At 36.6% G+C, this 16,239-nt stretch carries 21 protein-coding genes; 11 read left to right on the top strand and 10 right to left on the bottom strand.

The features are described 5' to 3' along the window. Nucleotides 1-3: 3 nt before the first annotated feature. The 3 genes from nrdG to C7J90_RS12235 all read right to left on the bottom strand — a co-directional run bounded on the left by nrdG (nucleotide 4) and on the right by C7J90_RS12235 (nucleotide 2,692). On the bottom strand, nucleotides 4-543 hold the full coding sequence (gene nrdG, locus C7J90_RS04050) for an anaerobic ribonucleoside-triphosphate reductase activating protein (protein ID WP_103208885.1): 540 nt from the start codon (nucleotides 541-543) through the stop codon (nucleotides 4-6). Next, the gene (nrdD, locus tag C7J90_RS04045) at nucleotides 540-2,390 is read right to left on the bottom strand and encodes an anaerobic ribonucleoside-triphosphate reductase (protein WP_103208887.1); all 1,851 of its coding nucleotides are present in this window, start codon (nucleotides 2,388-2,390) and stop codon (nucleotides 540-542) included. The genes nrdG and nrdD overlap by 4 nt, the downstream gene beginning before the upstream one ends. A gap of 179 nt (nucleotides 2,391-2,569) precedes the next feature. After that, nucleotides 2,570-2,692, bottom strand: a complete 123-nt coding sequence (locus C7J90_RS12235; RefSeq protein ID WP_269780132.1) for a hypothetical protein — start codon at nucleotides 2,690-2,692, stop codon at nucleotides 2,570-2,572. A gap of 200 nt (nucleotides 2,693-2,892) precedes the next feature. On the opposite strand from C7J90_RS12235, the gene C7J90_RS04040 reads away from it, so the two are divergent. Continuing rightward, on the top strand, nucleotides 2,893-3,150 hold the full coding sequence (locus C7J90_RS04040) for a type II toxin-antitoxin system Phd/YefM family antitoxin (protein ID WP_103208889.1): 258 nt from the start codon (nucleotides 2,893-2,895) through the stop codon (nucleotides 3,148-3,150). 291 nt (nucleotides 3,151-3,441) lie between these two features. Here C7J90_RS04040 and C7J90_RS04035 read toward each other — a convergent pair whose 3' ends face one another. The 5 genes from C7J90_RS04035 to C7J90_RS04015 form a co-directional block, all read right to left on the bottom strand. Next, a complete protein-coding gene (locus C7J90_RS04035) occupies nucleotides 3,442-4,494 on the bottom strand; it encodes a sensor histidine kinase (RefSeq protein WP_103208891.1) in 1,053 nt (350 codons plus the stop codon). Continuing rightward, entirely contained in the window at nucleotides 4,491-5,180 is a 690-nt protein-coding gene (locus C7J90_RS04030; RefSeq protein WP_103208893.1) for a response regulator transcription factor, read from the bottom strand. The genes C7J90_RS04035 and C7J90_RS04030 overlap by 4 nt, the downstream gene beginning before the upstream one ends. Then, complete coding sequence (locus C7J90_RS04025; protein WP_103208894.1) at nucleotides 5,155-5,610, bottom strand: DoxX family protein; 456 nt, start codon at nucleotides 5,608-5,610, stop codon at nucleotides 5,155-5,157. Before C7J90_RS04025 ends, C7J90_RS04030 begins: the two co-directional genes overlap by 26 nt. A gap of 126 nt (nucleotides 5,611-5,736) precedes the next feature. Then, on the bottom strand, nucleotides 5,737-6,183 hold the full coding sequence (locus C7J90_RS04020; protein WP_103208896.1) for a DM13 domain-containing protein: 447 nt from the start codon (nucleotides 6,181-6,183) through the stop codon (nucleotides 5,737-5,739). 260 nt (nucleotides 6,184-6,443) lie between these two features. Next, nucleotides 6,444-6,929 (bottom strand): peptide-methionine (S)-S-oxide reductase, encoded by a 486-nt coding sequence (locus tag C7J90_RS04015; protein WP_103207489.1) that lies wholly within the window; start codon nucleotides 6,927-6,929, stop codon nucleotides 6,444-6,446. A 159-nt stretch (nucleotides 6,930-7,088) separates the two neighbouring features. On the opposite strand from C7J90_RS04015, the gene C7J90_RS04010 reads away from it, so the two are divergent. From C7J90_RS04010 to C7J90_RS03970, 9 genes are all read left to right on the top strand, one after another. Continuing rightward, nucleotides 7,089-7,349, top strand: a complete 261-nt coding sequence (locus C7J90_RS04010) for a metal-sensitive transcriptional regulator (RefSeq protein ID WP_103207487.1) — start codon at nucleotides 7,089-7,091, stop codon at nucleotides 7,347-7,349. After that, a complete protein-coding gene (locus C7J90_RS04005) occupies nucleotides 7,346-8,101 on the top strand; it encodes a sulfite exporter TauE/SafE family protein (RefSeq protein WP_169929210.1) in 756 nt (251 codons plus the stop codon). The genes C7J90_RS04010 and C7J90_RS04005 overlap by 4 nt, the downstream gene beginning before the upstream one ends. Nucleotides 8,102-8,378: 277 nt before the next feature. After that, a complete protein-coding gene (locus C7J90_RS04000) occupies nucleotides 8,379-8,891 on the top strand; it encodes a DUF4242 domain-containing protein (protein WP_103207486.1) in 513 nt (170 codons plus the stop codon). 201 nt (nucleotides 8,892-9,092) lie between these two features. After that, nucleotides 9,093-9,824 carry an ABC transporter ATP-binding protein gene (locus tag C7J90_RS03995; protein ID WP_416060874.1) on the top strand — a complete coding sequence of 244 codons (732 nt, stop codon included), beginning with the start codon at nucleotides 9,093-9,095 and terminating at the stop codon, nucleotides 9,822-9,824. Between the two features lie 11 nt (nucleotides 9,825-9,835). After that, nucleotides 9,836-10,771: an ABC transporter substrate-binding protein gene (locus tag C7J90_RS03990; protein WP_103207483.1), complete on the top strand. Its 936-nt coding sequence runs from the start codon at nucleotides 9,836-9,838 to the stop codon at nucleotides 10,769-10,771. 3 nt (nucleotides 10,772-10,774) lie between these two features. After that, entirely contained in the window at nucleotides 10,775-11,536 is a 762-nt protein-coding gene (locus C7J90_RS03985; RefSeq protein WP_103207481.1) for an ABC transporter permease, read from the top strand. A 19-nt stretch (nucleotides 11,537-11,555) separates the two neighbouring features. Beyond that, nucleotides 11,556-12,596, top strand: coding sequence for an acyl-CoA/acyl-ACP dehydrogenase (locus tag C7J90_RS03980; RefSeq protein WP_103207480.1), 1,041 nt, complete (start codon nucleotides 11,556-11,558; stop codon nucleotides 12,594-12,596). Between the two features lie 461 nt (nucleotides 12,597-13,057). Next, entirely contained in the window at nucleotides 13,058-14,551 is a 1,494-nt protein-coding gene (gene lqo, locus C7J90_RS03975) for an L-lactate dehydrogenase (quinone) (RefSeq protein WP_103207478.1), read from the top strand. Between the two features lie 15 nt (nucleotides 14,552-14,566). Then, nucleotides 14,567-14,668, top strand: coding sequence for an SE2200 family small protein (locus C7J90_RS03970; RefSeq protein WP_103207477.1), 102 nt, complete (start codon nucleotides 14,567-14,569; stop codon nucleotides 14,666-14,668). Between the two features lie 51 nt (nucleotides 14,669-14,719). Here the strand turns inward: C7J90_RS03970 and C7J90_RS03965 are convergent, their stop codons facing one another. Then, nucleotides 14,720-15,019 carry a hypothetical protein gene (locus tag C7J90_RS03965; RefSeq protein ID WP_103207475.1) on the bottom strand — a complete coding sequence of 100 codons (300 nt, stop codon included), beginning with the start codon at nucleotides 15,017-15,019 and terminating at the stop codon, nucleotides 14,720-14,722. A 287-nt stretch (nucleotides 15,020-15,306) separates the two neighbouring features. On the opposite strand from C7J90_RS03965, the gene C7J90_RS03960 reads away from it, so the two are divergent. After that, nucleotides 15,307-15,552, top strand: coding sequence for a hypothetical protein (locus C7J90_RS03960; protein WP_103207474.1), 246 nt, complete (start codon nucleotides 15,307-15,309; stop codon nucleotides 15,550-15,552). Nucleotides 15,553-15,646: 94 nt separating this feature from the next. On the opposite strand, the gene C7J90_RS03955 is transcribed toward C7J90_RS03960, so the two are convergent. After that, on the bottom strand, nucleotides 15,647-16,222 hold the full coding sequence (locus C7J90_RS03955) for a TetR/AcrR family transcriptional regulator (protein ID WP_103207472.1): 576 nt from the start codon (nucleotides 16,220-16,222) through the stop codon (nucleotides 15,647-15,649). Between the last annotated feature and the right edge of the window lie 17 nt (nucleotides 16,223-16,239).

The raw sequence follows: 16,239 nt of genomic DNA, 5'->3' as shown, positions 1-16,239 counted from the left end.
AAGTCATTCGATATGAATCGATTTGGGAATGGATAATGTCTCGATATACGTAGGTATGTGAATTACTCGTTGATTCAGTGAACCTTTGTATGGCAAGTTCGGTTTGTACAAGTGCTTAATAAACATGCCATCAACTAAGACATCAATAGATTTTAGCAAAGTACGACGCGCATGTGCCTCATTCCACAAAAATTCAAGTTGAAATCCCGTCCACATCCATATCGTTTTGGTTTGTCCGAACCGCTCTCGGAATGCTCGAATAAGTGGTGTGACGATATTTAAATTACAAAAAGGCTCTCCCCCTAATATACTCAACCCAGCGATATAACTGGGTTCACAGGCTTCAATAATTTCATGAATCAGGTCGTCTGTCATCGGTTCGCCGTAGCGAAAGTTTTGTGCTGCAACGTTGTAACATCCTTGACATTGAAACGGACATCCAGAGACATAAACGCTACAGCGCACACCTTCACCATCGACAAAACTATGATATTCAATTTTGGCAATATATCCCGCACCATTCTGAATGTGTTGAAACTTCATGATCGTGGTGCTTTCATATGTTTCACGCGGGCACATATCTCTTTATGACGCCCTTCAATTGTTGGACGTTGAACAGGGTTGCCTAAATAACCACACGTCCGTTTAACGACATCGACGGTTTCGGGATTATGATTGCCACAGTTTGGACATTGATAGCCTTTAGATGTCGTCTCAAAATCACCTTCGTAGTCACATTCATAACATCGATCAATTGGAATATTCGTACCGAGGTAACTTACACAATCATACGCATAATCCCATACCGCTTCCAAGGCTTGAATATTGTGACCGAGTTTCGGATATTCACAGTAATGAATATAGCCTCCACTCGCATAGTGAGGGTATTCTTTTTCAAAGTCTAGCTTTTCAAATGGCGTCACATCTTTTCGGACATCATAGTGAAATGAATTTTGATAATAACCTTTGTCTGTGATATCTGGTACTGATCCGAACTTTTCATAATCCAATCGACAAAATCGATCTGTTAGTGATTCGCTCGGCGTACTATAGATGCTGAACCATACGTCATATTGTTTCGTCCATTCTTTTTGATAAGTCTGCATGGCCTTCAATATACGTATCGTAAAACACTTGGCATCTGGATGCGTCTCCCAGTTCGGTCCGTAAAAGACCGTCGCAGCCTCATATAGTCCGATATAGCCCATTGAAATGGTTGCACGCTGATGATCGAACAATGAGAAGACGTCATCTGTTTCATTTAAGCGATATTTGAAAGCTCCTCTCTTATAAAGAATAGGTGCATTATTAGGGATGGCCTGTTTGACACGTTCTATGCGGTAAACAAGTGCATCATGTAATACTTTCATACGTTGATCAAACAATTGCCAAAATCGATCTTTGTCTCCACCTGATTCCATCGCAATACGCGGTAAGTTTAATGTGACAACACCGAGATTACAACGACCATTATTCTCATACTCACCTGATTCATTTTGCCAAGCTGGTAAGAATGACCGGCATCCCATTGGTGCTTTAAAATCGCCTAAAATTTCGACTGTCTTATCATAATTTAAAATATCTGGGTACATGCGCTTCATTGAGCACTCTAAGGCAAGTTGTTTAATATCGTAGTTAGGATCTTCTGGTGCAAAGTTCAATCCTTTTTTGATTGAGAACACAAGTTTCGGAAAAATAGCTGTAATACGATCTTTCCCCAAACCTTTAATCCGTGTTTTCAAGATGGCTTGTTGTACTTTGCGACTGAGTTCATCCTCACCTAACCCAAACCCTAAAGTCACAAAGGGCGTTTGGCCATTAGACGTATAGAGCGTATTAATCTCGTACTCTAAGCTCTCAATGGCATCTTTGATATCACGTGTAAGCTGCTGATCAACAAACTCTTCAATATCTTCAGGTTTGACAAATTGTCGCGCAGTTTCAATATGTTTGGCTTTATTATATTCTGCATATGTACTAAGTAATTCATCCACCCGGTCAATGGTACAACCCCCATATTGACTGCTTGATACATTCGCAATAATTTGGACTAACTGTGCAGCCGCTGTTTGAACGGATTTCGGCGATGTGACTTGTGCATTGCCTATTTGGAATCCATTAGCGAGCATCCCTTCAGCATCAATCAAGCAACAATTCGTTAAAGGTTGAAATGGATGATAATCTAAATCGTGAAAATGTATGTCTCCTGATTCATGTGCTTGTGCCACATGTCGAGGTAATAATTGATTTAACGCATAAGACTTTGAAACGACACCCGCTGTCAAATCTCTCATCGTTGAGAATGTTTCACTATCCTTATTGGCATTTTCATTCACAATAGTAGGATCTCTTGTAATCAGACCTGTCAATTCTTGTTCAAGTTGTTTCATCATCTCACTCTTTTCTATATATAGTATATATAATAGATTTTAGGTACTATATATAGTATTTTTCAAATGATAATTGACGTGTTAACGAATTTGTCATTTCTTTTTATACATTATGTGAACAACAGCTATGACAACATCAAATGACAAGTTGAATTCAGTCGTATAGCGTAAGATAGCACTTAATCTTTATCACGTTGTCTCAATTTATTTTTTAGATCCTTAAGCATTCCGAGTGGTGCACCTAACCAATTTGATAATGTTGTCATCATGAATTCTACCATTTTCATCAATAATTCAATCATAATCTCCCCTTTTTTAATTGATACCCGCAGTAACTTGAATGATTGATGTATAAAGTTTAAAGTGAAATAGATATTATCGTTATAATCTTATTACTATTTTTTCATCTTAACAAATTCCTCATAGCACAAAGAACAAAACTATTTACGTATGTGATTTCAGTACGTTATTGTGAAGGGGTATAAATAAAGGAAGTGATGTTATGAATATTAAATCGCCTGCAAAGGCTAGAAAAGAATTTTATGAAATATTAAAAAAAGTCAACTCTGACCACGAGCCTGTCATAATCAGTGGTTCTAAAAGTGAGAATAGTGCAGTCATAATAGGAAAAAAAGATTGGGACAGTATTCAAGAAACCTTATACCTTGAATCAGTAGGCGCTATGGCTAAAGTAAGAGAGCGTGAAAAAGATAATCGTGGCTATACAAACATAGAGGATATAGATTGGGATAACTTATAATGTATCGTGTCAAAATTAAAAAGTCAGCTAAAGCGGATATGAAAAAGTTACAAATAAAATCTTCAAAACCAATTGATGAATGTAGTCGATCTGTTAATAAAAGACCTACATTGGATAGCGCAAGCATTTGAGCGCATCCCCAAACACTTAGGTCGCCGTTATTCTATGTGGCTTAGTCATCAACAGATGATGAAAAAAGAGCAGTTTATCTCTTCTTGATTTCACTAGTCATATGTCATTAAAATCAAGTAAAAGGGCTAAGATATCATACTCAGCCCTCTTACTCGGTTTTTACTTGGTTTGTGGCACATTTCGATTGGCTGGGAAGAACAAAGTCATTGTTGTTCCTTTGCCTATCTCACTTTCAACATCGATACGTCCATGTATTTGAAGTGCTAGCGTGTTTGCGATATACAAGCCTAACCCTGAGCCTCCTGTATCTTTATGTCTTGAGTTTTCAACTCTAAATGTACGCTCAAAGATGTTTTGAATATCACTTTTCGGAATCCCTATCCCTTTATCCGTGATAGCAATTGAGATTACTTCATCTTCGTCCTCTGTCACTCTGATATCAATAGGCGTCCCAGGCTTTGAAAATTTAATTGCGTTGTCTATCAGATTCATGATGATGCGTTCAATCGCTTCTTTATCTTGAAGAAATGGTTGTATCGTTTCTGCCATGTCTACATCTAACTCGCGGGCATCAGATTGTAAACGATGTGCATACGCTTCAAAGATAGGAATCAGTAATTGATCCATATGAATCATTGTTTGTTCACTTTCTTGACTGTTCACTGTCATCACGTCTGTCAATTCATCAAACATACGAGACAACCGATCAGCTTGTTCGATGAGTACACAATAAGCTTGTTGGGTCTCCTCATCGCCACTAATCACGCCATCTTTAAGGCCTTCTGAATATGATTTGATACTGGCTAAAGGCGTCTTTAAATCGTGTGCCAAATTTTGTACAAGATTAATCTTTTCCTCTTGTTCATCCTTAATCACATTCATTTGTTCTTGAAGTTTAATGACCATCAACTCAAAAGATTCACTCAATTGCTTGATTTCTTGCGGGGTTCTGATATTGAGGCTTTCGTTGTCAAATTGGCCATTCGCAATGCGTTTTGTTTTGTTATTTAACTTTTCTATCTTTTTAATGGTAGGTACCGTTAAAAACATACCAATAATTAATGTCACCATAGCAGACAATAACGAACAAAGTGTCAAAAATATCGTAAATCGTCCATCAAACCACATCAGTTTGTATAAGGTGTAAAGTAGAAATGTCGTAATGGTAATCGTTAAGCAAAAAGAAAAAATAAGTTGTCGTCTAAGTGTCATATCGTCGTCCTTTGAAATTTATAGCCTAGTCCCCATACAGTTGTAATGCTGTAATCGTCATAGCCATATTTTTCTAGCTTTTCGCGAATACGGTGGATGTGGACATTGAGGGTATTCATGTCTTCATAATATTCGTATCCCCATACTTGCTCAAGTAAATCTGTCTTTGATAGTGCTACTGATTCATGATTGGCAAAATACCATAATAATTCAAATTCTTTAATTCGAAATGGAATTATTTCATCATCAAGTGTGGCTGTTTTAGTTAAATGATTTAACTGTAAACGACCACAGTGTAACGTCTCTTTGTCTCTAGGTTTAGAAATATTGACGCGGTTCAGAATATTTTTAACTCGAATCACAAGTTCTCTAGGGCTAAATGGTTTCTTAACATAGTCATCTGCCCCAAGCATCAGCCCGTATATTGTATCTTGTTCACTTGTTTTAGCTGTCAGATAAATATAAGGGATATCCATGCCTTTATTTTTCATTGCTTTGACAACTTCATAACCATTGACTTCAGGCATCATGATGTCGATAATCATGACATCAATCGTTGCGTCAAGTTTGTCTAGTGCTTGCTGACCGTTCGCAGCTACCGTTACATCGTAGCCTTCGTATTCAAAATACGTCTTACAAATCTCTCGGATGTCTTGTTCATCATCCACTATGAGTACGTGTGCCATATTCATCATTCCTTATATTTTTACGTTTGATGAAATGATTCAAACTTAGTAACTCTAATGTATGTCGATTCATTAATAAAATAACGAAACACACAAGTTGAAGCGGATAAGTAAAAATCATATCAGCTAAGATATAATTTACCATAATAAAGACACCAAAAAAACTCGCAGTATATGACATGACCCCAAGAATCAGTCCAAGACCTATCGCAATCTCCCCGATTTGAACAGCCCACTTGAATAATTCAAGGTGTTGCGCCACTACAACTTCAAAGAATGTTTTGTACCACTCCGGTGAATCTTGATTATCACGAATAACGGAGACGAGGCCATCTATCGCAAAACCACCTGTAAGCTTTTCGAAACCTTGCCTTAGAATGTATAGCCCTGATCCAAGACGCAATAATAAAATGAGTACTTTGTATACCATAATCCTGCACACCTTTCATATTATATTTTTATCAAAAAGAATGAGATGAGATAGTGTACTCAAATCATTTACGGATTTGCACATTACCTTCATCTCATTGCTTAAACCAATAGCATTAATCCCGTATTATTTTGCAAGTGATGCTGAACCAAAAATAACATGTGCTTTGTCACAGTATATCGTTACTGTGTTGTAATCATTTGGATTCACATCTTTTAAATCAAAGCTTTGTGTTTTTTCGTCAAATTTCACAGGTGCAATTTTCGCACCTTTTTCGATATCATTATCGTTAGTTAAGTAAACATGCAAGTCCGGTCCTTTTGAAGATGAAAAATCTGTTAGCATGATTTTGTTATCTTTAATCTCTGCATGCCCTTTAACTTCCATTTTGTTTTCACCTTTGAACATGCCCATCTTCATTGAGTCACTGCTTGTTTTTTTGTCCATTTTTTGATCATGCATTTCAGACTTAGCATGTTCATCTTTCTTTTCTTCCGCATTATCGTTACCGCATGCACCTAATAAAAGCGATGTTGCTACTGTTGTTGCAAGTAATGTTGTTTTAATATTCATAAGAGATTCCTTCTTTCGATTTGATTTACAAATTCATCTTACTTTCTTTCAAATCGAAATAACATAAACCCCCTCTTAACAATCCTTAACTAGATATTAAAAAAGGTTGTTGAGCATGCGGTTAGAGTTTGAGCATAACTCGAGCAATTCAAAAAATTGTTCCTCAAATTTTGAAGAATTGCGAAGTTATGCCGAAAACTCTGCATGCGAAACACCGTCTATCACAAGGTTGTTGAGCTTGCGCTTTGAGTATCTTCCAATCATTTTTCCTTTTCCAATTGATACTTCTTTATTAGTGCTTTTGAGATATGACAATAATCATCTGGATGACGATCCAAATAATCTTGATGCTCAGGCGCACTCGGGATATATTGTGTGAGCGGAAGTACTTCAGCTACAATTTGAGCAGCATCTGCTCGAGACGCAATATAGTCTGCCGCTTCTTCAAGATGTTTTCTAGATTGACTATAAACACCTGTCCGATATTTAGGCCCTATATCTTCCCCTTGTTGGTTAACACTATACGGATCAATTGCTTCGAAAAGATAAGCTACCAATTGCTTAACGCTGACTTCTTCAGGGTCAAAGTGTGTTTTGATGCATTCAACATAACCATCGTAAGGGCCCTCTAGTGTATTCGTTTGACCATTGGCACGACCTGCCTCTGTCTCCAAAACTCCTGGCAATGTTTTGATGTAAGCTTGTGTGCCCCATACACATCCACCTGCTAAATAAATTGTTTCCATTTATGCCAATCCTTTCTTTTTTGATACTATCGTAACATGCTTTTTGACATACTTTAAGTTCTATTATAGAGGCACTTCATATACCCCTATATGTATTTGACAAGATGTAGAAATTGACTTAAAATACAGTTGATACATTGTAAGAAAGGAGTCCCCAAAATGCATTACGATGCTAAAATGAAAAATCGAATTAAGCGTGTTCAAGGTCAATTGAATGGTATTCTTAAAATGATGGAAGACGATGCTCATTGTAAAGATGTGGTTACTCAAGTCAGTGCATCCAAAAATGCCTTACAACGTTTAATCGGTGTTATTGTGAGCGAAAACTTGGTCGAGTGTGTCAAGACTGCCGAAGAAAACAATGAGGATACCCAAGCATTAATTGATGAAGCCGTTGAATTATTGGTGAAAAGTAAATGACCGATCTTACTATACCTGTTGTCATGCTGCTTATTGGTATTTTCGGTGGCTTTATATCAGGAATGGTAGGGATTGGGGGATCGATTATTATCTATCCAGCCATTTTACTGATTCCTCCATTATTTGGCGCACCTATTTATAGTGCCCATATCGCATCTGGCCTTACAGCAAGTCAAGTTTTCTTCAGTACATTGAGCGGCTCTATTCGCGCACGAAAAGAGTCTGATTTCTCACTACAACTCGTTTTAAATATGGGCATAGGTATGCTACTTGGTAGTACTATGGGCGCTATACTGGCTAACTTTTTTAACGAATCTTTTGTCAATACAGTGTACATTATATTAGCACTCCTCGCTTTAATCTTATTATTCTATAAAGCGACACCACTCGTGGGACATCCCAATTACAATAAGATTTTATTATTTAGTGTGGGTGTTCTGATTGGTATTTTTTCAGGAATTGTAGGTGCGGGAGGCGCTTTTATTATTATCCCAGTGCTTCTTGTGTTCTTCAAACTATCGATGAATACGGTGGTTACTAACAGTATTGTAATTGCCTTTTTATCGTCCATTGGTGCTTTTATCGTCAAGTTATTGCAAGGTTATGTACCTATCAGTGCAGCGATATTTTTAATTATAGGTAGTATTATTTTTGCTCCGATTGGCTTTAAAGTTGGCAAAATGATTCCGAGCCTCATCCAAAAAATAATCATTTGTGTCATTATTGTTATTGCTATCATTCAACTTATTTAGTCATTGACAAGATGATTATCGCCAGCATTTCATTGTCCTCATATGAATATAAAGAGCGAGGGTTTCAGAGCAATTTATATTTTTCAATTTGTTCGCATCGTTTGACCTCGCCCTTTTATCATGATAACCCCCACTCACTACTGATTAAAGAAATAGTATTAAAATTCCACCTTATTTTATCAGAAAATTTAGATATAAAGCGAAATTAATCCTTGTATTCTGATAAGAATTATTATATTATGCTTGTAAATGATTATTTATCGGAGGGATTTCATTTATGTCATTATTTTTATTAGAAACAACCGACTTATCCTTTGCCCAAAATCAAACAGAATTTGAAGATAAAGTAGAAACATTAGCTCAAACAGAGCAACACGAGTTAATTGAAGTTCAAGTCACAGAAGATTTTACACATGGCTATTTTATTGTAGAAGCTGATAGTGAAGAGAACGCAAAGGCTTTATTAGAAGATAACGGCATTAAAGTCAGTCTTGTGAAGGAAGTACGTTTAGTTGGAAAATCTTTAGATGAGGTCAAACAAGGGGATGTCAACATCGATTATCTTGTTACATGGAATATCCCTGAAGGCATCACTATGGATCAATATTTAGCGCGTAAAAAGAAAAACTCTGTCCATTATGAAGAAGTACCAGAAGTTCAATTCCAAAGAACGTACGTGTGTGAAGATATGACTAAATGTGTATGTCTATACAATGCACCTAATGAAGACGCTGTCCGTCGTGCTAGAGAAGCTGTGGACACACCCATCGATGATATTGAAAAAATTTAATGCATTTGTCGCTAAACAAAGGGCTCGGACATTACAACAATAGTTTTTAAGAATATATCAGCCGCATGATCAACCAACTTTTTATTAACGGGATATTTTGAGGCGGACATGGAAACATGGTCTGGCCTTAGTTTCCCGTTTCTATTTTAATTTTAATTCTTACCATTTTAATAAGGATAGGAGGTTTTTATAGTGATTACTATGGAAGGTCTTAATCATTACTTTGGCTCACATCACGTCATTCAAAACTTCAATCTTACAATTGATAAGAGTAAGGTTGTCACATTTATCGGTAAGAGTGACTGTGGTAAGTCGACATTACTTAATATTATCGGTGGCTTTTTAACACCTTCATCTGGACAAGTTACGATTGATCAACAGATTAAGCGTTCTCCTTCTTCAGATTGCTTAATGCTATTTCAACATCACAACCTCCTTCCTTGGAAAACCATTAATGATAACATCCGCCTTGGTATACAACATCATGTCCCAAACGAAGAAATCAATCAAACACTTTCACAAGTTGGATTAGAAGGCAAAGGAACCTATTTTCCTGACTCTCTGTCCGGCGGTATGAAACAACGTGTCGCCATTTGCAGAGCATTCATACACAAGCCAGATGTCGTTTTACTTGATGAACCACTCGGAGCTCTTGATACGTTTACACGATATAAATTACAAGACCAACTCATTGCTTTACGTGAACATACTCATGTGACACTAATCCTTGTTACACATGATATTGATGAAGCCATCTATCTGTCTGATGAAGTGATTTTGCTCGATGAGGGTTGCAAAATTTTAAACCAATATACTATACCATTCACACATCCAAGAAATCGCAATTCAAGTCAAGTTTTAAAGATTCGTAATCAAATTATGGAAGATTTTGCTTTGAATCATCATATGGCAGATCCAGAGTACGAAATTTAGGAGGCACTTACATGAAAAAATGGACTATCATACTTATAACGCTCCTATTCGTTTTGACAAGTTGTGCGCCACGTGAAAATCATTCAAAGGTATTGAGAATTGGGTATCTGCCGATTACACATGCTGCCAATCTGATGATGACCGAACAAGTTAATCAGCATAATAAACAGAGCCCTTACAAAATCGAGCTCGTCCAGTTTAACAACTGGCCCGATTTAATGGATGCGTTAAACAGTGGACGTATCGACGGCGCCTCCACGTTAATTGAGCTTGCAATGAAGGCCAAATCTAAAGGCTCACCTATTAAAGCAGTTGCACTAGGTCATCACGAAGGTAATGTTGTTTTGGGACAAAAAGGACATCGCATGTCGGACTTCCACAACTCCGAAGACTATTCATTTGCGATTCCGCACCGTTATTCGACGCATTATCTATTACTAGAGACGATGCGTGAGCAACTGCATATTGATGAAGGACATTTTCACTATCACGAAATGGCACCAGCAGAGATGCCTGCTTCACTGAATGAGCATCGAATTTCTGGCTATTCTGTCGCTGAACCTTTTGGGGCGCTCGGTCAAAAGTTAGGTGCTGGAGACTTACTCCAACACGGTGGAGGCATTATAGACGATGCTTATTGTTGTGTTCTCGTATTACAAGAGGACGTGATTGATGATGCCCCTGATATCGCACAACAATTTGTGAGTGACTATAAAGAAGCAGGATTTCTCATGACAGATACAGATAAAAGTGTTGATTTAATGGCTCAAAAATACAAACAAGATCGCGATGTACTCGAACAGTCTGCCAAATGGACTGCTTATGGTGATCTCACACTCAAACAATCTGGCTATCAAAAAATTGCATCACTTGTTGAGCAACATGACCTATTTGATGCGCCATCATATAAATCGTTTGTAGATACAAGTTTATACAAGGAGGGCTAATCAATGACAACTTCAACTTTTAGAAAAGGATTATTACCCTTCTTTGCTTTTGTTATATTTTTACTCATTTGGCAATTAGTGATATGGATTGGTGATTATAGGCCTATCTTATTACCAGGACCTATCCTTGTCGGCCAACAAATTTGGGCCTTTATCATAACCGGGGAAATATTTATACATTTAGGTATAAGTTTGTGGCGCTTTTCGATTGGCTTTATTTTAGCCATCATAGTTGCGGTGCCTTTAGGTATTCTGATAGGACGTAATAATGTCCTATATCGGGCGATTGAACCTTTATTTCAATTGTTACGTCCTATTTCACCTATTGCCTGGTCACCGTTCATCGTGTTGTGGTTTGGGATTGGCAGTTTACCTGCGATTGTGATTATTTTTATCGCTGCTTTTTTTCCAATCATTTTCAATACCATCAAAGGGGTACGCTCTATCGATCAACATTACTTGAAAATCGCAAACAACTTAAACTTGACACCTTATTCATTATACAAAGATATTATCTTTCCTGGCGCATTTAAACACATTATGTCAGGTATTCATGTGGCAGTTGGAACAAGTTGGATTTTTTTAGTTTCTGGTGAAATGATTGGTGCACAATCCGGACTTGGCTTCTTAATTGTTGATTCAAGAAATATGCTAAACCTTGAAGACGTATTAGCAGCTATCTTCTTTATTGGTATTTTTGGATTTTTAATTGATAGACTTATTAGCTTACTCGAATCATTAGTATTAAAACATTTCGGGGAGTAAATCAGAGGAGTGACTGACATTGACAATTCATGAACGTATTCAAAACGAACTCGATCCGCATCTTATCGACATTGATAATGGGCAATATTACGCCAAGGACTTCATACAACATCTTTTTGAAGATGGCTATTTTTCAAAAGAGGACATCCTTCAAAATGCACAATCCATTGAATTAGTCTCACAATCTTGCCTTACAACAGGATTTTGTCTGTGGTGCCAGCTTGCCTTTTCGACATATTTGACACAGTCCGAACGCCCAGAACTCAATCAAGACTTGCAACATCAAATTCTTACGGGCCAAGCATTCGGTGCAACAGGTTTGTCGAATCCGATGAAGTCATTCAATGATTTAGAACAATTCAATCTTTCACATCATTATGAAGACAATCGACTTATTGTAAATGGTAAACTCCCTGCCGTCAGTAATATCGGACCTGATCATTATTTTGGTGCCATTTCAAAACATCGTGACAGCGAAGAACTCGTCATGTTTGTGATACGTGCGAATACGCAAGGACTCTCTTTAAAAGAAATGGCACAGTTTTTAGGGGTCAATGGCTCAGCAACATACGCTATTACATTTGATCAAGTGGTCGTTTTGGATGAGTGGATTATTACGAAAGATGCCAAAACTTTTGCAAGTCGGATTCGCCCCAAGTTCGTAGCACTACAAATTCCCATCGCACTTGGGTCAATCCATTCCTCTTTAGCACTCATCGATCAATTTTCAAATGCTCAAAATGGCATCAATCAATACTTGGAATACGATATTCAAGATTATCAAAAGCAATATACAGCTTTACGTGATCGTTACTATGCCTTAATCAAAGCAAACGGCAATCAACTTCAAAATCATTTTGGTGAGATTATCCGCCTCAAAAAAGAGCTCGGCTATTTACTTTTAGATATCAACCAAGCCTCTATGGTCAACGGGGGATCACGCGCATATTCTCCAGTCTCACCTCAAACACGTAAACTTAAAGAAGGCTTTTTCTTTGCGGCACTCACACCTACCTTACGCCACCTTGGCAAACTTGAGACAGAACTACAAAAAAGTTAATACTTTCGAACTTATACATGACGTTCCAATCTCTTAGAACCTCTTTGATATGTAGTCAGAGCATATTACATATTAAAGTGGTTCTTTGTGATGAAGAAGTGATGCTGAAACGCTATCTATTTCTTTACTTTTTCTTAAAGCATTCTTTATATTTATGACTATTTACGTATGAGCCATACTCATTTTAAACCTTAACTTATATTTTCAATAACGCTAAAATTTATTTGATATAACTAATACATATTGCTCTGTTCAAATTTTTATAAGTAAAAATACTTGCGAAACGGCTCTTAAACAATTAATATTTCACTTACAAAATATTAATATAAACATTAATAACCACTGTTATATATCAATATTATGTATTATAATAGTATAGAAGAGTGTTACAAAAAGGGTGTAACTCACAGCCCTTCAGCGTAATATCATCCCACAAAATAACTATATGAAAGGTGATAAGTATGTCAACTAAAGCTGGACAAAAAGACATCCTTATCGTTGGTGCTGGTGTATTAAGTACTACATTTGCATCAATGATCAAAGAATTAGAACCAAGCTGGAACCTTAAAGTTTACGAACGCTTAAGTAAACCCGGTGAAGAAAGTTCAAACGAGCGCTACAACGCTGGTACAGGTCACGCTGCATTGTGTGAGTTAAACTACACTGTACAACAACCAGATGGCTCAATCGATATCGAAAAAGCCAAAGTCATTAATGAAGAGTTCGAAATTTCTAAGCAATTTTGGGGACACCTTGTTAAAGACTTAGGTATTGGTGATCCTAAAGAATTCATTAGACCTTTACCTCACATTAGTTTTGTACGCGGGAAAAACAATCGCAAGTTCTTAAAGAATCGCTATGAGTCAATGAAAGCATTCCATATGTTTGAAGATATCGAATACACTGAAGATATTGAAGTAATGAGAAAATGGATGCCATTAATGATGGAAGGTCGTAGTGCTGATGACATTATGGCAGCAAGTAAAATTGACGAAGGTACTGACGTTAACTACGGTGAATTAACTCGTAAAATGGCTAAAGGTATCGAAAAACATCCTAACGCTTCAATTCACTTCAACCATGAAGTAAAAGACTTCAATCGTCGTGAAGATGGCAAATGGGAAGCAACTATTGTGAATCGTCAAACGGGTGAATCACAAGTACAAGTTGCAGACTATGTGTTTATTGGTGCTGGTGGTGGCGCGATCCCACTATTACAAAAAACAGGTATTCCTGAAAGTAAAAACTTAGGTGGATTCCCTATTACTGGACAGTTCTTAGAATGTACAAACCCTGCTGTTATCGAAGAGCATGGTGTCAAAGTATATGGTAAAGAACCACCTGGTACACCTCCAATGACTGTACCTCACTTAGATACACGTTACATTAATGGCAAGCAAACATTATTATTTGGACCATTTGCGAATGTTGGACCTAAATTCTTAAAATATGGCTCTAATCTTGACTTATTCAAGTCTGTTAAACCATACAATATCACAACATTACTTGCAGCAGCAGTTAAAAACTTACCATTAATCAAATATTCAATCGACCAAATCATTATGACAAAAGAAGGTTGTATGAATCACTTACGTACATTCTATCCTGAAGCACGTGATGAAGATTGGAGATTATATACTGCTGGTAAACGTGTACAAGTTATTAAAGACACAGAAGAACACGGTAAAGGATTTATCCAATTTGGTACTGAAGTGGTTAACTCTGAAGATCACTCTGTTATCGCTTTATTAGGTGAATCACCAGGTGCCTCTACTTCTGTATCTGTAGCGCTTGAAGTATTAGAGAAAAACTTCTCTGAATATACTTCTGAATGGAAACCAAAAATTCAAAAAATGATTCCTTCATATGGTCAGTCATTAATTGATGACGTTGAACTATTGAAAAAAATACGTAAGCAAACTTCTAAAGATCTTGAATTAAATTATTACGAGTAAAGGAGTTTCCATATTATGAAAACATTGGTCATCACTGGTATTGTTATCGCTTTAGGTTACGTTGGATTTAAACGTTATCAACAACACGTTAACAAAATGCCAAACATCGAATACTAAAATGAAGAGAGGTTAGGACACGCCATGTCCTAACCCTTTTTTGATAGTCTGTTATTTTTGAGTTCTATCTACCACTGAAAATTCTGGATCCACTTTTGATTTTGATGCTTTCTTTGTTCTATCTACTACTGAAAAACCTGGATCCACTTTTGGTTTTGATACTTTCTTCGTTCTATCTATCACTGAAAATCCTGGGTCCACTTTTGGTTTTGATGCTTTCTTCGTTTTATCTACTACTGAAAATCCTGGGTCTACTTTTTCAGATGCGTGCGTTTGGGGTACAACAACTAACGCACTTGTAGCGATTGCCATAGTGATTAAACCTAATTTTTTGATACTTAATTTTTTCATGTGTATGCCCTCCTTTGGATAACAACACTATAACAAATGTATATTCATTTTTACTATAATTTGCGTACTTCACTGTATTGAGTGCCTAACTGTCTTTAGATTACATTTACTTCTAAAAGGAGTTGTGAAATAGCATCCCCTATTCAATGCACCTTTTCGAAGGGGAGATGGCTCATTCTATTTTCACAACATTAGCAATGAATAATTGTTAGAGTTCTCATTTTATTATTGTTATAATAAGCGTAATGAGACAATTGCATTTTAATCATTATTCGGAGGTGTTACCCATGAAATTTAATGGTTGGATTATCACAATTAAGTATAATGGCGAGCACGAAGTCGTTACAAACGAGAACACTTTACTTGTTATTGACGAAGAGTATGATGTTGCACTCGTCCTTAAAGAAACGAATGGTTTCATTAAGGTGAGCCATGTTAATTATGGTAGCGACTTTTATGTCAATGCCGACACGAAGGAATTGATTCTTGAAATACGCAACCCTTATAATGCTAAATTACCAGATATGAACTAATATAATACGATAAATAACAATAGCGATAAAACAAGTAGAACTAATGGTTAGCCACTACTGCTTTATCGCTATTATTTCAATATCCACTATCTCTTTACTTCAAAAAAATGTCTAACAGTTTTTTGATATACGTCTCTGCTGAATAGTTTTGTTCAAAACGCTCATAATGATAAATATCTGATGAAAAAGCGTTTAATAATATATCTAACTTCAATCGACTTTCTTCGATGGTGCCTTCTTTTTCTATTTCTTTTAAGATAATGCGATACAATTGATGGTAAAATGGCACACCCATAAACGAATGCTTTTTGAAGCCATTTCTTTCTATAAATCTTAATAAGTTTAAATTTTTATCTTTAAGCTCTAATAAATACGATAAAATAATATAGACACGCTCATATAAGGATTTTTCTTTATTTTCTTCTAAATCTTTCTCAATCTTTTGGAACATTTGCTCAACTTGTTTATCTAATACGGCTTGGCATAACCGTGATTTACTTTCAAAATGACGGTATAATGTTCCTACACCCACACCTACTCTTCCAGCAATATTCGCCATGCTCAAATCGTCAATACTATCATTTTCATATATCATTGCTGTTGTCGTTTCTAAGATGCGCTTTTCATTACGCTGTGCGTCTTGCCTTTTGCTTTTGGTTTCTCTTGCCATCGTTCAAACACTTCCTT

The sequence above is a fragment of the Staphylococcus felis genome, from assembly GCF_003012915.1.
In the GTDB taxonomy this organism is placed as follows: Bacteria; Bacillota; Bacilli; order Staphylococcales; family Staphylococcaceae; genus Staphylococcus; species Staphylococcus felis.
Note: the sequence above shows the minus strand (reverse complement) of the source record. Positions and strands in the feature narration are given on the sequence as shown.

Coding starts and splice junctions, on each gene's coding strand:
- C7J90_RS03955 (WP_103207472.1), bottom strand. CDS start 16,222: ATGGCAAGAGAAACCAAAAGCAAAAGGCAAGACGCACAGCGTAATGAA.
- C7J90_RS04020 (WP_103208896.1), bottom strand. CDS start 6,183: ATGAATATTAAAACAACATTACTTGCAACAACAGTAGCAACATCGCTT.
- C7J90_RS04035 (WP_103208891.1), bottom strand. CDS start 4,494: ATGACACTTAGACGACAACTTATTTTTTCTTTTTGCTTAACGATTACC.
- C7J90_RS04000 (WP_103207486.1), top strand. CDS start 8,379: ATGTCATTATTTTTATTAGAAACAACCGACTTATCCTTTGCCCAAAAT.
- nrdG (WP_103208885.1), bottom strand. CDS start 543: ATGAAGTTTCAACACATTCAGAATGGTGCGGGATATATTGCCAAAATT.
- C7J90_RS03985 (WP_103207481.1), top strand. CDS start 10,775: ATGACAACTTCAACTTTTAGAAAAGGATTATTACCCTTCTTTGCTTTT.
- C7J90_RS03995 (WP_416060874.1), top strand. CDS start 9,093: ATGGAAGGTCTTAATCATTACTTTGGCTCACATCACGTCATTCAAAAC.
- lqo (WP_103207478.1), top strand. CDS start 13,058: ATGTCAACTAAAGCTGGACAAAAAGACATCCTTATCGTTGGTGCTGGT.
- C7J90_RS03960 (WP_103207474.1), top strand. CDS start 15,307: ATGAAATTTAATGGTTGGATTATCACAATTAAGTATAATGGCGAGCAC.
- C7J90_RS04030 (WP_103208893.1), bottom strand. CDS start 5,180: ATGGCACACGTACTCATAGTGGATGATGAACAAGACATCCGAGAGATT.
- nrdD (WP_103208887.1), bottom strand. CDS start 2,390: ATGAAACAACTTGAACAAGAATTGACAGGTCTGATTACAAGAGATCCT.
- C7J90_RS04025 (WP_103208894.1), bottom strand. CDS start 5,610: ATGGTATACAAAGTACTCATTTTATTATTGCGTCTTGGATCAGGGCTA.
- C7J90_RS04005 (WP_169929210.1), top strand. CDS start 7,346: ATGACCGATCTTACTATACCTGTTGTCATGCTGCTTATTGGTATTTTC.
- C7J90_RS03970 (WP_103207477.1), top strand. CDS start 14,567: ATGAAAACATTGGTCATCACTGGTATTGTTATCGCTTTAGGTTACGTT.
- C7J90_RS04010 (WP_103207487.1), top strand. CDS start 7,089: ATGCATTACGATGCTAAAATGAAAAATCGAATTAAGCGTGTTCAAGGT.
- C7J90_RS03990 (WP_103207483.1), top strand. CDS start 9,836: ATGAAAAAATGGACTATCATACTTATAACGCTCCTATTCGTTTTGACA.
- C7J90_RS04040 (WP_103208889.1), top strand. CDS start 2,893: ATGAATATTAAATCGCCTGCAAAGGCTAGAAAAGAATTTTATGAAATA.
- C7J90_RS03965 (WP_103207475.1), bottom strand. CDS start 15,019: ATGAAAAAATTAAGTATCAAAAAATTAGGTTTAATCACTATGGCAATC.
- C7J90_RS04015 (WP_103207489.1), bottom strand. CDS start 6,929: ATGGAAACAATTTATTTAGCAGGTGGATGTGTATGGGGCACACAAGCT.
- C7J90_RS12235 (WP_269780132.1), bottom strand. CDS start 2,692: ATGATTGAATTATTGATGAAAATGGTAGAATTCATGATGACAACATTA.